Source organism: Yersinia sp. 2542 StPb PI (genome assembly GCF_048593855.1).
GTDB lineage: Bacteria > Pseudomonadota > Gammaproteobacteria > Enterobacterales > Enterobacteriaceae > Yersinia > Yersinia enterocolitica_E.
The window spans coordinates 1-14068 of record NZ_JAZGQA010000044.1 but is presented as its reverse complement, the minus strand read 5'-3'; the positions used below and the strand labels follow the sequence as shown (position 1 = coordinate 14068).

The window sequence follows — 14068 nt, the reverse complement described above, 5'->3', positions numbered from 1 at the left end:
GGTTGCCGCCAATAAGTATCCCCCGTCACAGCCGGGGGTTTTTCATATGCGCCTCTATCTCCGTTGAGCGCCACAACGCGTGGATCAGCAAACTGGCTATCAGCCTGGATGGCTCGCTATAATTCTAAAAATAAAAAGCGATCATTTCAGGCATTCAAAAAATGAATATAGCCAACAAAGACCTCAACCTGCTGCTGTTCTTTCACGTACTGTATCAGGAGCGTAATGCTTCTCAGGCTGCGATCAGGATGTCACTCAGCCAGCCCGCAATGAGTCATAAGCTTAACAAGTTACGGCATGAATTTGGCGATCCGCTGTTTGTCAGGGCACCGCGAGGCCTGGCCCCCACGCCACGTGCCCATCAGCTTGCGACTCAGGTTCAAAAGCTGGTTGAAGATATCGAGACGTTTTACGATCAATGTGAAGGGCGCGATTTTCTTGCACGGGCTGAGCGGATACATATCTATACAACTGACTACATGGAGCAGATCCTGCTGCCGGGTTTATTACCCATCTTGCGGCAGGAGGCTCCCAATCTGGTGTTGATAACCCATAACACGCGTGGAATGCTACCGCGTGACGAGCTTGAAAAAGGTACCTGTGACCTGGCTATTGCCGGTTTTTACGAGCAGCTTCCAGAGACTTTTCATCAGCAGCGTTTGCTGAGCGAGGATTTTGTCGTGCTGGCAGCGGCAGATCATCCTCTGCTGTTACAGGGGCTGGATCTGAACAGCTATCTGGCTTGCGAGCATGTTCTGACAACCTTGACCGGCGATCTGAACGGGCTGGTTGATCGTGACCTTCAACGTCAGGGACTGGCTCGTAAAGTCGTTGCCGGGTTGTCCAGTTTTCTTGCGCCAAGCCGTTTAATCAGAGGTAGTGACTTGTTACTTACCTGCCTGCGTTCGGTGGGGGAAGAGGCCGTTGCCCGCGATCCTGAATTGCGCCTGTACCCGTTACCTTTGGCACTGCCGCGCATCGACATGATGCAGATCTGGCATGAGCGGACACATAGCGATCGGTTACGCCGCTGGTTGCGTTTAAAAATTTACCAACATGCTCAGGCTCTGGCTGAAAGCCGGATTATGCTTGAAATATCGAGCCATCGAACGACTTAACTGTTATTGATTTTCAGCATGACCACCGCGTCCGTGGCCGGCATGTGGAACCGGTGCCGAGCCGCCATATCGAGCTTCTCAATATTCGCGGCCTGGAAATACTTACACGCCCATTTATCATTCACGGAGTAGCTTTACTGTTGTAAATGCGTTTCCATATAGTGTTCTGGAAGGTCTTCGCGCCAGCAAGCAAACCCCGGTGCTGATGTTATCTGCTCGCGGTTCGGTTGATGAACGTGTCAAGGGTCTGCGTCAGGGTGCAGACGACTATCTGCCTAAACCTTTTTCGCTGATTGAACTGGTTGCCCGTATCCAGGCGTTGTTGCGGCGGCGTCCGAGTGATGGCGTAGATGTCACTCAATTGCACATTAACGATCTGCATCTGGACCTGCTGGCAAGGCGTGTCACAAGAGCCGGTGAACGTCTTGAACTGACCGCAAAAGAGTTCGCCCTGTTAAGCCTGTTAGCCAGACATCAGGGAGAGATCCTGTCAAAAATGATGATTGCAGAGCAGGTCTGGGACATGAATTTTGACAGCGATGCCAATGTGGTTGAGGTCGCGATAAAACGCCTGAGGGCGAAAATTGATGCACCCTACCCGGTCAAACTGCTGCATACGGTACGAGGCATGGGATATGTCCTTGAAACCCGCCCCGAACGCCAGGCTAAATAGAGAGAGTTATCATGATTAAGCGTTCTATCTCTGGACGATTGGCGCTGATGTTTGCCTTGGCCTCCATACTGATCGTTTCAGTTCTGGGTATTGTGCTGCGAAGCTCCCTGCATGATTCATTGCAAAAGCAGATGCATAACGAATTGCAGTTCAGGGAGTCGCTGATGGCACCCTGGATCCTCTCCCGCACCACGCTGGACGGCTGGCAAACGCTGACGACCAAATTTACCGATTTGGCCACGGCTGAGGGGGGCCGCGTACAGTATTGGATCCTCAGTGAGGATCCCCGGCTTCAGGTGGGTGGCCCGCCACCTAGCGGGGTAACCTGGGCTTCGCTGAGCAAAGGATTCAGCAAAGTTCCCGGTGCCACAGAAGAGTCATGCTCGCTGTTTTTATTGATGTCGGAAATTCCTGCCCAAGGGGAGCGCCCCGCTCTGCGCTATGTAGTGGCTATCGACTCCACACCGTATATGGGCACCCTGAATGAATTTACCCGTACACTGATCTTCATCAGCGCAATCGGTGTTTTATTAGTGGCCCAGTTGGGGTTTGTGATTGCCAGAATAGGCATGCGCCCTGTCAACAAACTCAGCGCTCAGGCCCATCACCTCGCACCGGGAAATCACGGGCAGCGTCTGGATACCTCAACGCTGCCGGATGAACTGCAAAAGCTGGCCGTGGCATTCAATGGCGTACTCGAACGGCAGGAAATCGCCTGGCGGCAGCTTGAAAGTTTTAACGCCGATGTGGCCCATGAACTGAGAACCCCGCTGACCAATCTGATGGGGCAAACGCAACTCGGTCTGTCACGGCAACGCGAAACACATGAACTCGAGGAGTTGCTGGAGTCCAATCTGGAAGAACTCGAGAGAATGACCTCTATCGTCAACGACATGCTGTTCCTCTCCCATGCTCAAGCCGGGGAGCATGCAACCCAGTTAACTGACGTGTCTCTTCGTGAAGAGACCTACAAGACCACGGAGTATGTGGAGCCGTCATTCGCTGAAAAAAACCTGTCTATTCATGTCGAGGGGGATCTCACGGCACGCATTGATCGGCGACTTTTCCACCGCTCTCTGGCGAATTTACTGGAAAACAGCGCCCGACATGCTGTTCCTGGTACCAGCGTGAAGGTGACGATCGGCAGAGAGAATAATCTGGCCTCCATCGCGGTCGCCAACATGGGCGATCCCATCACCGATGAGCACCTGAAACGTTTGTTTGAACGTTTTTATCGTGCTGATTCTTCCCGTACACGCAGTGATACACATCATGGACTCGGACTTTCCATCGTCAGGGCGGTGGCGATCATGCATCGTGGTGATGTGTTTGCCAGTAGCCAGAATGGGATCAATACCTTCGGCCTGACGCTCGCCATAAACAGTGAATTCGCTGAAGAAGAGGCACATCACTATGTGAGGTTTGGCATCGCAGAGCAGGTTAAAATTAAAAACGTCTAATAATGGCTTAACTCGCTTTGCTTAAGGGGTAATAAACCACCGCACAACCTGTATTCACTCGATATTCACGTTGTCATAGAGCTTCGCTTATCGCAAAAACCTCCCTTTCCTTTGGTGAAAATAGCTTCAGCACCGATTCTGACAAACTTGTCAGGCAGCGGTCAGCCTGGTGACATGAAGCATTCGGTAAACTCACGTTATCGTCACCGACATAACCCTCCCATCTTTAATCGTGCCGATAACAAAGGAAATGGATGATGAAAAACAAGATTCAGCAGTACCTGCTCTGCACCGCTCTTACCTTTGCCGGTTCAATGGCCACCTTTGCTCACGCGCAGAATGCGGCGAAAAATAAAACAGAAAAACCGTCTCGGGCGCAACAATTGATGGGGGATATCGCCCCCAAGATGGCGCAACTCACTGACGATGTCCTGTATGCCGATATCTGGGAACGGCCACAGCTCTCAAAACGTGATCGGAGCCTGGTGACCGTCAGTGCTCTGGTGGCGATGGATCGTCCTGACCAGTTGCGTTCTCATCTGCGTCTGGCTCGCCAGAACGGTGTCACTGAGGAAGAGTTGGTCGAAACCATCACCCAGCTTGCTTTCTATTCAGGGTGGCCAACGGCAGTAACAGCGATATCCATTGCAAAAGAAGTGTTTAAAGAAGGGAAATAGTTTTTTTCTGCAATGGATTAATGGGTATTTCTCTGGTTAAAGAATTGAATAGATATGAAAATATTCCTTATCACACTGGCGGCGCTTTTACTGCCCGGTACGCAGGCTATTGCCGCAACGCAGGAGGCAGTGACCGTCAACCCTGCGGGCTCACAACCCACGACGTTGGGTGCTCCAGAGTACTTTACCGGCACGGCCAAGGTTGACTCACGGTTTAAAGGCTCTGCCCCGGCCCGAATTTCTGGGGGAACCGTCTCATTTGAAGCCGGAGCACGAACAGCCTGGCACACGCATCCCCTTGGACAGACACTCATCGTCTCTTCCGGCACGGGTTGGGTACAGGAATGGGAGAGATCGGCCCAGCCAATCAAAACCGGCGATGTGGTCTGGATCCCGCCGGGTGTCAAACACTGGCATGGCGCATCCGCAGCAGAGCCGATGGTGCATATTGCTGTTTCAGAATCACAGGACGGTAACACCGTGACGTGGATGGAAAAAGTCACTGACGACCAATACCCACAATAATGAAATACAGCTTTTGCATTTTCGCTGAAACAGGGCTGCACTGAGATATTAATGGACGGCAGACGAGTGAAATACACTGAGCTCAAAAATATTATTGATATCAGATGCAAAAAGCCTATCCGTTAATTAGCCCTGCTTATTAACTCATTCGTTTTACCAGCATAGTCATTTGTGAAAATCTCTCTATGATTCAGTTATCCGCGATGACATGAGGAAAATATCTTGAAAACCTTACTGAAAACACTCACCGCCTGTATGTTGGTTGGCGGATTGGTTTCTCAATCTGCCTTTGCTGCCCCCATCCCCCCCTTGGTTATCCAGTCTCAGGGAAGTTTTGCCGCAGGTGGCGCTGTCGTTACGACACCAGGGCAGTTTGATGCGAAAAAACCGCTGGATCCGACAGGCCAGACCTATCATGGCGATCACGCCTCTGTGTTTTATCAGATCCCACAGAACCCACACAAATATCCCATTGTGATGCTGCACGGTGCTGGACAGTCCGCCAGAACATGGGAAAGCACACCGGACGGCCGCGAGGGTTTTCAGAACATCTTCTTGCGCCGTGGTTTCTCGACCTATCTGGTTGATCAACCACGTCGGGGGAACGCCGGTCGCAGTATGGTGGAGGGAACCGTCAAACCGGTTGCCGATGAGCAACTATGGTTTAATCAGTTCCGTCTGGGTGTCTGGCCTGATTTCTTCGAGGGCGTACAGTTCTCCCACGATAAAGAGACATTAAACCAGTACTACCGTCAGATGACCCCCAACACCGGCCCCTTTGATATCAATGTGATTGCGGATGCCATGTCAGCCGTCGTGGATAAATCCGGCCCGGCCATTCTGTTTACCCACTCTCAGGGGGGTGGCCCCGGCTGGTTTACGGCGATGAAGAATGCCAACGTAAAAGGGATAGTCGCGTTTGAACCTGGCAGCAGCTTTGTCTTTCCACAAGGCGAAGTCCCGCCGCCAACCAAGAACGCCTTTGATACCGTAAAAGGGGAATCGGTGCCCCTGGATCAGTTTATGGCACTGACTAAAATTCCTGTGCTGATTATCTACGGCGACAATATCCCGGATAAACCGACGGCCTTGCCTGCACAAGATAGCTGGCGCGCCCGGTTGGCTGTTGCGCGTCAATGGCGGGATGTAGTGAATAAACATGGCGGAGACGTGGCGGTTATCCATCTGCCGGAAATCGGCATTAAAGGAAATACTCATTTCCCCTTCTCTGATTTGAATAACGTTGAAATCGCCGATCTGGTTTCAAAATTCCTGAAAGATAAAAATCTTCAGTGATAAATAAATCGTGGAGTCGTTGGTGACTCCACTATTGCTTATAGCGGAGCGCATTCAACAGCAACGTAAACGCAGGGGAAGTATGCTGCCGATTAGGATAGTAAAGGTGGTAACCCGCAATAAACGGACACCAATCTTGCAGAACGGTGATTAACCGTCCGGCTGCAATATGCTCGCTAACAATATCCTCGGGTATGTAGGCAAGACCGATACCGCACAGTGCGGCATTGAGCCGTAAGGCTATATTATTAAAAACTAACTGCCCATCCACCCGAACTTTAATTTCCCTTCCCTCTTTTTCAAATTCCCAGGGGAAGATGCCACCATAGGTCGGTAACCGAATACTAATACAATTATGTTGAGTCAGTTCCTGAGGATGCTGCGGCACTGGATGGGTAGAAAAGTAATCCGGTGAGCCGACGACAACCATGCGAATATCCGGGCTGATGCGTACCGCGATCATATCCTTGGCTATCTGCTCTCCTAGCCGGACACCGGCGTCATAGCGCTCCGACACAATATCTGACAGCCCGTAATCGACCATCAGTTCGACACGAATATCAGGGTATTCCGCCAGAAACGCTGACAGCGCAGGCTGAACGATATACACCGCTGGGTGTTCCCCCGCAGTTATGCGAAGAGTGCCTGCCGGGCGTTCCTTCTGTGCTTTTAGCCGCGCGATTTCGGTTTCAATTTCCTCAAGTCGCGGCGAAAGCAGATTAAGAATTTGTTCTCCAACTTCTGTGGGAGAAACGCTACGCGTTGTGCGAGTAAGTAACCGCAAGCCCAGTTTATCTTCAAGCACCCTGATAGTCTGACTCAGGGCTGACTGAGAGACACCCAGCTTCGCTGCTGCCCGGGTGAAGCTACGCTCTTTGGCGACTAGTGCGAACGTGGCCAGATCATTGTAGTTTTCCATTCTATTTATTAGTCCAACTAATAAAGGCATGCAGATTATAACATCTAATCTTATTACAGCGCGTGCGCTATCCTTCTTGGAACAAATACATAAGTACAGGACAAGACCATGAACACGGTAACATTGAATAACGGTATTCAAATGCCGTTGCTGGGATTTGGTGTTTTTCAGATGACAGACCCCGCCGAATGCGAGCGGGCTGTTATTGATGCCATAGAGACCGGATATCGTCTAATAGATACTGCCGCCTCTTACCAGAATGAAACACAGGTGGGTAATGCCCTGAAGCAAAGCGGCATTGCACGCAATGAACTCTTTGTCACCACCAAACTCTGGTTGCAAGACACCAACTATGCAGGTGCAAAAGCACAATTTGAGCGATCACTGAATCGTCTACAGCTTGATTACGTTGATTTGTATCTGATTCACCAGCCCTACGGTGACGTCCATGGCGCGTGGCGTGCAATGGAAGAGTTGCTTGCTGCCGACAAAATCCGCGCGATTGGCGTCAGTAATTTTCATCCCGACCGCCTCGCGGATCTGATGGCGTTTAACACCATTCCCCCCGCAGTCAATCAGATCGAGGTTAATCCGTTTAACCAACAACTTCATGCCGTACCGTGGATGAAAAGTCGGGCTATCCAGCCTGAGGCTTGGGCACCTTTTGCTGAAGGCCGCAATGGTCTGTTTCAGAATCAAATTTTGACAGAGATTGGCAAGAAATACGCCAAGAGTGTCGGCCAGGTCGTCCTGCGCTGGATCTATCAACGTGGCATCGTTTCACTGGCTAAATCCGTTCGCAAGGAACGCATGATTGAAAATTTCAACATCCTGGATTTTGAACTCAGTGCGATGGAGATGACACAGATAGCTGCAATGGATTCGGCCACCAGTGCCTTCTTCTCTCATCGCGATCCGGCAATGGTTGAGTGGCTGGCCAACCGTAAACTGGATGTTTAAGCATCCACACACTCATAGTAGTTCTAAAGTGAATAGTCTCTCCATTATGTAGAAACACTGGGCTCTCACTGTAATGTCACCATTAAAATGAGATATCCATCACAATTATTACATGCAAATATTTTAGGGGCTTTATTGGGGGATTAGTCATCAAGAACCATCAATTTAAAATAATAAAATCAAGTAATTAAAGCAAAGTTCTAGCCCAATCAGAGGAGCCAAATTTGTGTTTTCATGCCTCTTCACGAATCTTTATACGATTTAGATTCAACGAGTTAGTGTGAAAAGTCTTCCCGCTGCATTTTCATTTCCCCCTCCGCATCGGGCAAGATTGGTGGTCTGATTTGGGGTCATTTCAGTTCGATTATGGAGTGACCACCCAATGTCTGTGAACGACACTAAAATCCGCAGTCTCAAGCCTTCTGAAAAACCTGTCAAAGTTTCCGATTCACACGGTTTGTACCTTTTGGTCAATCCAGGTGGTTCACGTCTCTGGTATCTTAAATATCAAACCGAATCAGGACCATTGGCCACGGATGCCATGGCCTGTAGTGCCCTGATGGAATCTGGTCTGTGGTCACAGGATGCGGTTGAACGCCAGATGAGTCATCAGGAACGCAACAGCCTGCGGGCGGCTTACCCCCATAAAGCAGAATATCTCAATGCCCGTAAAGCGATGATGCAGTGGTGGTCGGATTATCTGGATATGAACCGAGAAGGATATGTTGCATCATACGTTTATGCGCAACATAAAACGGCTGGAACAGCCTGATCGATAACGCTTTGATAACAGCAGACCCTGATAGATGAGGCTGTAGCCCCCCATGAATTATTTAGCGAATTTCTCAGCTTCTTCGTGAGTCGTGATGAAGCTTTCGCCAAAACCAATCGCAATCAAAACGCCCACGATATAGCCTGCTAGCTTACTGTTTAGAATTTTCTTGAGCATCAATCCCCCAATTCAGAGAAGTCATTATCCTATACCCTTTTAAAATATTGGAGAAGACCCACAATAGTGCAGCCCTATAATTTGAATTATCTTGCAAAAATACACGCACTTTCAGCGATAATGAGTAAATGACATGGTCAAAAGGAAAATTGCCCCATGAATACCGGATTTATCCTGCTCTGCATTTACGGAATTGGGGCTATTGTCTCTACCCTCATCATCTTTCCACTAACACGTGATCAGAGCTTAGCAGTAAGGTGCTTATCATCATCTCTTATCGGATTAACGTGGCCCTTGAGCCTGCCAGTTGCCTTACTGCTTTCGATATTCTGATTAATAATACAGATGGATAAATAATCAGGCCGAATCACTAAGTGCCTGATCCAATGCCGAGAATATATTTAATTTACCCCTCGTTCAGTTGATAGAGCATCCCACTAGTTTGATTCCGGCCATTTTTCTTTGCCTGATACAATTGCAGGTCAGTTTGACGCAGAAGTGCAGTTGACATACCGATGCTTTGATTTTCTTTGCAGCAGACCCCAAGGCTAATGCTAACAAAGGGGTAAACTGTGGAACCAGAATGTGGAATTTTTTGCTCAAGAATTTGCAGCCTGATAGTTTCTGCCATATCCATTGCTCCGGCTAACTCGGTGTCGGGGAGCAGACAAACAAATTCTTCGCCACCATAGCGGGCCACCAAATCCGCAGGGCGTCGGAGAGCTTCCCGGATAACTTTTGCAATACTCCGCAAACAATCGTCCCCTGCCTGATGCCCATATAAATCATTATATTTTTTGAAAAAATCAACATCAATCATGATCATGCTAAGTGGAGTCTGGTTACGATTTGAGAGTTTCCACTCCAATTCTAACTGTTTATCAAAATAACGCCGGTTATGTACTTCGGTTAATCCATCTAAATAAACTAGTTGGCGTAATAAGTCGGATTGAGCTTTAAGCAATAAGTGTGTTTTCACTCTAGCCCGAACGGTGTTCCTGTTAATAGGTTTACTGATAAAATCTACGGCACCTTCGCTAAAGCAGCGAGTTTCGGTCTCTTCATCAATATGCGCAGTGACAAAGATAACAGGAATATCCTGAGTGTCTGGCGATGCCTTGAGTCTGGCACAAACCTCAAAACCATTCATACCGGGCATTTCAATATCCAGTAGAATCAAGTCTGGATGTTGACTAATACAGACGTCGAGTGCCTGTTTACCACTGGTGGCCATACACACATGATAATCGGAAGAGAATGCTTGATAGAGCATCTGAATATTTATCGGATGATCATCAACAATAAGGATCTTGGGCTTCCCCGTGCCGGGTAGATCCAAGGTCAAATCTTGCGAAAAAGAATGGATTATAGTCATATCTTCTTATCTCTCTGAGTAGGAAGATTAACCATCAAGGCTTGGCATAACTTGATAGCGTTGGCAAAATCTAGTTGGTTTACTGCATCATTTAGGGGAGATAATTGTCCATTAAGTTGCTTAGCAAAAGTCATCATCAATTTATTCATCAACTCTAACGCAGCCATATCTGAGTTTTGTAATAACAGCATCAAACGATTCAGTTCCAACTCGATAGGTTTTATATCAACTGCCTCTTCCACGACATTATTAGTGTTATCTTTCGATAGCATTGGGATTAGTGTCACTATCCCAGATTGTATAACGGAGACTTTATTTCGCATCTCGCTCAGTAATTGATTAATCGTATCTGCCGTAGGTATCGCGCCCTGGCTAAATAACTTCTCCCCCTGCCCCGCACTCAAAGAAAGACCCGTGGCCCCCAGCTGTGCGGCAAGCCCTTTGATGGTATGTAGCAGACGAGATGCCGACAGATGGTCACCTTCAGTCAATAATGTCTCCAACTGGGTAGGGAAATTAGCCAAATCCTCACTAAGCAGCGATAACATTTTTTGGTACAGCGTAATATCGCCACCTAATCGATTAAGGGCGGTATCAACGTCAATTCCTGCCGTTGCCGCGACATTTTTCAATTCAGCAGATAACAAAACAGGCGTTATATGGCTAACCGTAGCGGCAACATCAGTTTGCCCACTGTATTTCCGTATGACGTGTATTAGATTATTCAAGTCAAAGGGTTTACCAATATGGTCATTCATTCCAGCAGCAAGGCAGGCATCACGATCAGAGGCCATCGCATTAGCTGTCATGGCTATAATCGGTAAGTTTTTTAACCCAAGACTTTTTCGAATATATTTCGTCGCATTGTAGCCATCCATGACCGGCATTTGTAAATCCATCAATATCAGATCAAATGAAGACGGATGATGTTCTAATATCTCAATTGCCTCTTTGCCATGATTGGCAATACTGACCTCTGCTCCCTCATCCTCAAGTAACTCACGGGCTATTTGCTGGTTATTCAAGTTATCTTCAACAATTAATAGCCTTATACCAGACAGTCGGTGTAAAGATTCGGTTATTGCCGGTTTCGCAACATCAGGTTGTTTGCGTTCGCTTAATGCATCAATCACTGAATCCAACAACATCGATGCGGTGATCGGCTTAACCAAATAACCATCCAGTAATGCCTGCTCTTCTTCGCTGCGCTGTAATAACATTTCGCGATCATGGGCGGTTATCATGACAATCATAGGGCCGTTATCTACTGGCATCAGTTCACGCACACATTTACTGGTCTGCCAACCATCTAACCCCGGCATTTGCCAGTCAATAAAGAGCGCCCCGTAGGTAATACCACTATCATGCTGCTGTCGCATCAATTGCAATGCATCATTGCCACTGGTTGCGACATCAACGGTCCATTTTAGTGATTCCCCCATCCGTTTGATCAGGTCACAGGCGGTCGGATTATCATCAACAACCAAGACTCGTAAATTATTCAATGCCTGTGCTCTGTTTACCAAAGTGTTTGGTGTTTCATTATTAATAACCAGATTGGTAGAAGAAGGTAGCGACAGCGTTATGGTGAAATGAAATAGGCTCCCTTTACCCGGTTCACTTTCTAAGGTGAGTGTCCCGCCCATCAGTGCAACAAAGCGCTGGCTTATCACTAGCCCTAAGCCCGTGCCACCAAACCGGCGCGTTGTCGAGGCTTCTGCTTGTGTAAAACCACTAAAAATACTTTCTTGATTTTCTGGTGCAATGCCAATTCCGGTATCGCGCACCCCAAAATGCAACGTAACGTGATGGCTATCCTGTGTGATAACTTTGATGAAAAGCACCACCTCACCAAATTCGGTGAACTTCAGCGCATTGCCCCCCAGATTGGTTAATATCTGCTGGAGTCGCATGCTATCGCCTTCAACAAACTGGGGTAGTGAAGGGTCAATATCAAATAAGACCTCAACCTTTTTAACCTTCAGATTGCTCGATAAGATAACCGCCAAATCACGCAACATCACATGAATATCAAACGGGATACATTCCAGTTCCATTTTACCGGATTCGATTTTGGAGAAGTCCAGGATATCGTTCAGCAAGCGCAGCAAGGTACGCGTGGCGGCTTCACTTTTAACCGCATAATCAGCTTGTTTCCTATCAAGACCCGTTCTACGCAGCAATGTCAGCATGCCAAGGATGGCATTCATCGGGGTCCGTAGCTCATGACTCATATTGGCCAAAAATGCAGATTTGGCCTTATTGGCTTCTTCAGCAGCTTCTCTGGCTGTTTTCAGGATATTCTCGGCCTCGCGTTGTTGAGTAATATCCCGATTAATCCCCATCATCAACATTGCTTTGCCACTTTCATCCCGTTCAACCGTTCCAGTTGATTGAATAAAGTGGACTTCATTTCTCACCACAATACGGAAAACCTGGCGATAGACACTTTCATTTTCTAACGCCGCTTTTATTGCACTTTTAACGTCGGGAATATCCTCTGGATACAAAAGGCTATACCAATACGTCAACGAGATATTGGCATTGTGTAACTCTTCAGGGATCCCATAGATATTATTCATCCGCTCATCGAAAGAAAGCGTGCCGTCTGGAATGTTCCAGGTCCAAATACCTAACTCAGCAACATCCGCCGCTCTGACTAATTGATTTCGAGCAATAATCAGATTGGCTTGCTGATTTTTATTGGCTGTAATATCAACTTGAATGGAAATATATCGCTCAATCTGGCCAGTACTATTGTTAAACGGAGCAATCGTGGTATCGACCCAATATAAAGAGCCATCTTTAGCTTTATTACAGATTTCTCCACGCCACGAGATCCCATTAGCAATGTCATGCCACATCGATTGCCAAAAATCAGTCGAATGTGTATGAGAATCAACTAAGCGGTAAGTCTGCCCTATAAGTTCTTCGCGACTGTAACCACTGATAGTACAAAATGCGTCATTAACATCCGTGATTATCCCATCCCGGTCTGCGGTAGAGATAATACCGTGTAAATTAAGGGTGCTGAGTAAGGCATTATTTTCACGTAAGGCCGCTTCAAGACGTTGATAAGTCGCTTTACGTTCACTGATATCCGACTCAATAGCCATAAAGCCGATAAGTTCACTCTTATCGTTATAACGCGGTTGAATCTCCAGCTCAATCCAATATTCTTGCCCCGATTTAGCGCGATTGACTATTTCACCTTTAAATGGCTCTCCGGCATCTAACGCAATTTTCATCTCACTTGCTACGCCTTGGTCTGTATTACTGCATTGCAGTAATTTCCCCGGCGACTTGCCGAAAGCCTCGGCTAGACTGTATCCGGTAATACGTTCAAAACCCTCGTTAACCCAGACAACTTTACGGTTTACATCGGTAATAACGACGGCGTTAGAGGTATTCTTGGCCACTAAAGCCAGACGTTCAAGATCTGCAGTCATATTCCGCGCCAGCATTTCTGCCCGATTACGCCCACTGATTTGCTGGCGAATAAGTAAAGCCAATGCCGAACTGAGCAAAAGGCCAAAAGCAAATAACAACCAAGGGACATAACGCTCTATTTGTGCTTCAAACACCGGGGTACTGCTGATTCGCAGTGTCATTTCTCGGCCTGGTAGTGGCAAGATGCTGGTACTGTAAAATATTCTGGCGGCTATTGCTCCATCATGACCCTCTTCATCGGGTATGAAATCGGCGTATTTGCTACCATCGGCATCGAAGATCATCGTTTTATTAGATAAATCATTGAGACTGTCAAACAACTCAACATCCACTCGCCCGTCCATAAACTCAGGAATATCACTTAATAGTTCTGCAATTGCGATGGGTGAATAGAGAATACCCACTAATGACGCTTGCCTTTCAGCTGGGGTGGTAGGATTTGAGCCATAGCTATAAACCGGAATAAAAAGCAGTACCCCGGGGACTTTAAAGTTAGACTGAACCAGATGAATAGATCCAGAGAAGGTAGGTTTACCACTGTTTATTGCTGAGAGTACGGCGGCGCGTCGTACCGGCTCAGAGCCAACATCGAATCCTTCCGCACCTTGGTTCCCTTCAGATGGCTCTATATATTTAATAATATACAAATCGTCATGTTGTCTATCC

General features: G+C 47.7%; 10 protein-coding genes and 3 pseudogenes. 10 read left to right on the top strand and 3 right to left on the bottom strand.

All coding sequences use genetic code 11. The annotated features are described in order from the left end of the window. Positions 1-161 precede the first annotated feature (161 nt). The 6 genes and pseudogenes from V1952_RS07990 to V1952_RS07965 all read left to right on the top strand — a co-directional run bounded on the left by V1952_RS07990 (position 162) and on the right by V1952_RS07965 (position 5749). A complete protein-coding gene (locus V1952_RS07990; protein ID WP_261466630.1) occupies positions 162-1118 on the top strand; it encodes a LysR family transcriptional regulator in 957 nt (318 codons plus the stop codon). Positions 1119-1275: 157 nt separating this feature from the next. Beyond that, positions 1276-1791, top strand: a pseudogene (locus V1952_RS07985) (winged helix-turn-helix domain-containing protein); the annotation flags it as partial. 11 nt (positions 1792-1802) lie between these two features. Next, positions 1803-3251, top strand: coding sequence for a heavy metal sensor histidine kinase (locus V1952_RS07980; protein ID WP_420074588.1), 1449 nt, complete (start codon positions 1803-1805; stop codon positions 3249-3251). 254 nt (positions 3252-3505) lie between these two features. Beyond that, a complete protein-coding gene (locus V1952_RS07975) occupies positions 3506-3928 on the top strand; it encodes a carboxymuconolactone decarboxylase family protein (RefSeq protein ID WP_420070769.1) in 423 nt (140 codons plus the stop codon). A gap of 54 nt (positions 3929-3982) precedes the next feature. Beyond that, the gene (locus tag V1952_RS07970; RefSeq protein ID WP_420074587.1) at positions 3983-4453 is read left to right on the top strand and encodes a (R)-mandelonitrile lyase; all 471 of its coding nucleotides are present in this window, start codon (positions 3983-3985) and stop codon (positions 4451-4453) included. A gap of 222 nt (positions 4454-4675) precedes the next feature. Beyond that, positions 4676-5749: an alpha/beta hydrolase gene (locus V1952_RS07965; protein ID WP_420074586.1), complete on the top strand. Its 1074-nt coding sequence runs from the start codon at positions 4676-4678 to the stop codon at positions 5747-5749. Between the two features lie 31 nt (positions 5750-5780). On the opposite strand, the gene V1952_RS07960 is transcribed toward V1952_RS07965, so the two are convergent. Next, positions 5781-6668, bottom strand: coding sequence for a LysR family transcriptional regulator (locus tag V1952_RS07960; protein ID WP_420070772.1), 888 nt, complete (start codon positions 6666-6668; stop codon positions 5781-5783). 108 nt (positions 6669-6776) lie between these two features. On the opposite strand from V1952_RS07960, the gene V1952_RS07955 reads away from it, so the two are divergent. The 4 genes and pseudogenes from V1952_RS07955 to V1952_RS07940 all read left to right on the top strand — a co-directional run bounded on the left by V1952_RS07955 (position 6777) and on the right by V1952_RS07940 (position 8910). Further along, positions 6777-7628: an aldo/keto reductase gene (locus V1952_RS07955; protein ID WP_420070773.1), complete on the top strand. Its 852-nt coding sequence runs from the start codon at positions 6777-6779 to the stop codon at positions 7626-7628. A gap of 382 nt (positions 7629-8010) precedes the next feature. Beyond that, a pseudogene (locus V1952_RS07950) lies at positions 8011-8136 on the top strand (Arm DNA-binding domain-containing protein); the annotation flags it as partial. Positions 8137-8166: 30 nt separating this feature from the next. After that, a pseudogene (locus V1952_RS07945) lies at positions 8167-8400 on the top strand (integrase); the annotation flags it as partial. Between the two features lie 333 nt (positions 8401-8733). Beyond that, positions 8734-8910: a GhoT/OrtT family toxin gene (locus V1952_RS07940; RefSeq protein WP_372558534.1), complete on the top strand. Its 177-nt coding sequence runs from the start codon at positions 8734-8736 to the stop codon at positions 8908-8910. Positions 8911-8983: 73 nt separating this feature from the next. On the opposite strand, the gene V1952_RS07935 is transcribed toward V1952_RS07940, so the two are convergent. Both V1952_RS07935 and V1952_RS07930 read right to left on the bottom strand, forming a co-directional pair. Beyond that, complete coding sequence (locus tag V1952_RS07935; protein WP_420074585.1) at positions 8984-9952, bottom strand: diguanylate cyclase; 969 nt, start codon at positions 9950-9952, stop codon at positions 8984-8986. After that, positions 9949-14068, bottom strand: a 4120-nt coding sequence (locus V1952_RS07930) for a response regulator (protein WP_420074584.1), incomplete at its 5' end; no start/stop codon positions are given. The genes V1952_RS07930 and V1952_RS07935, both read right to left, overlap by 4 nt.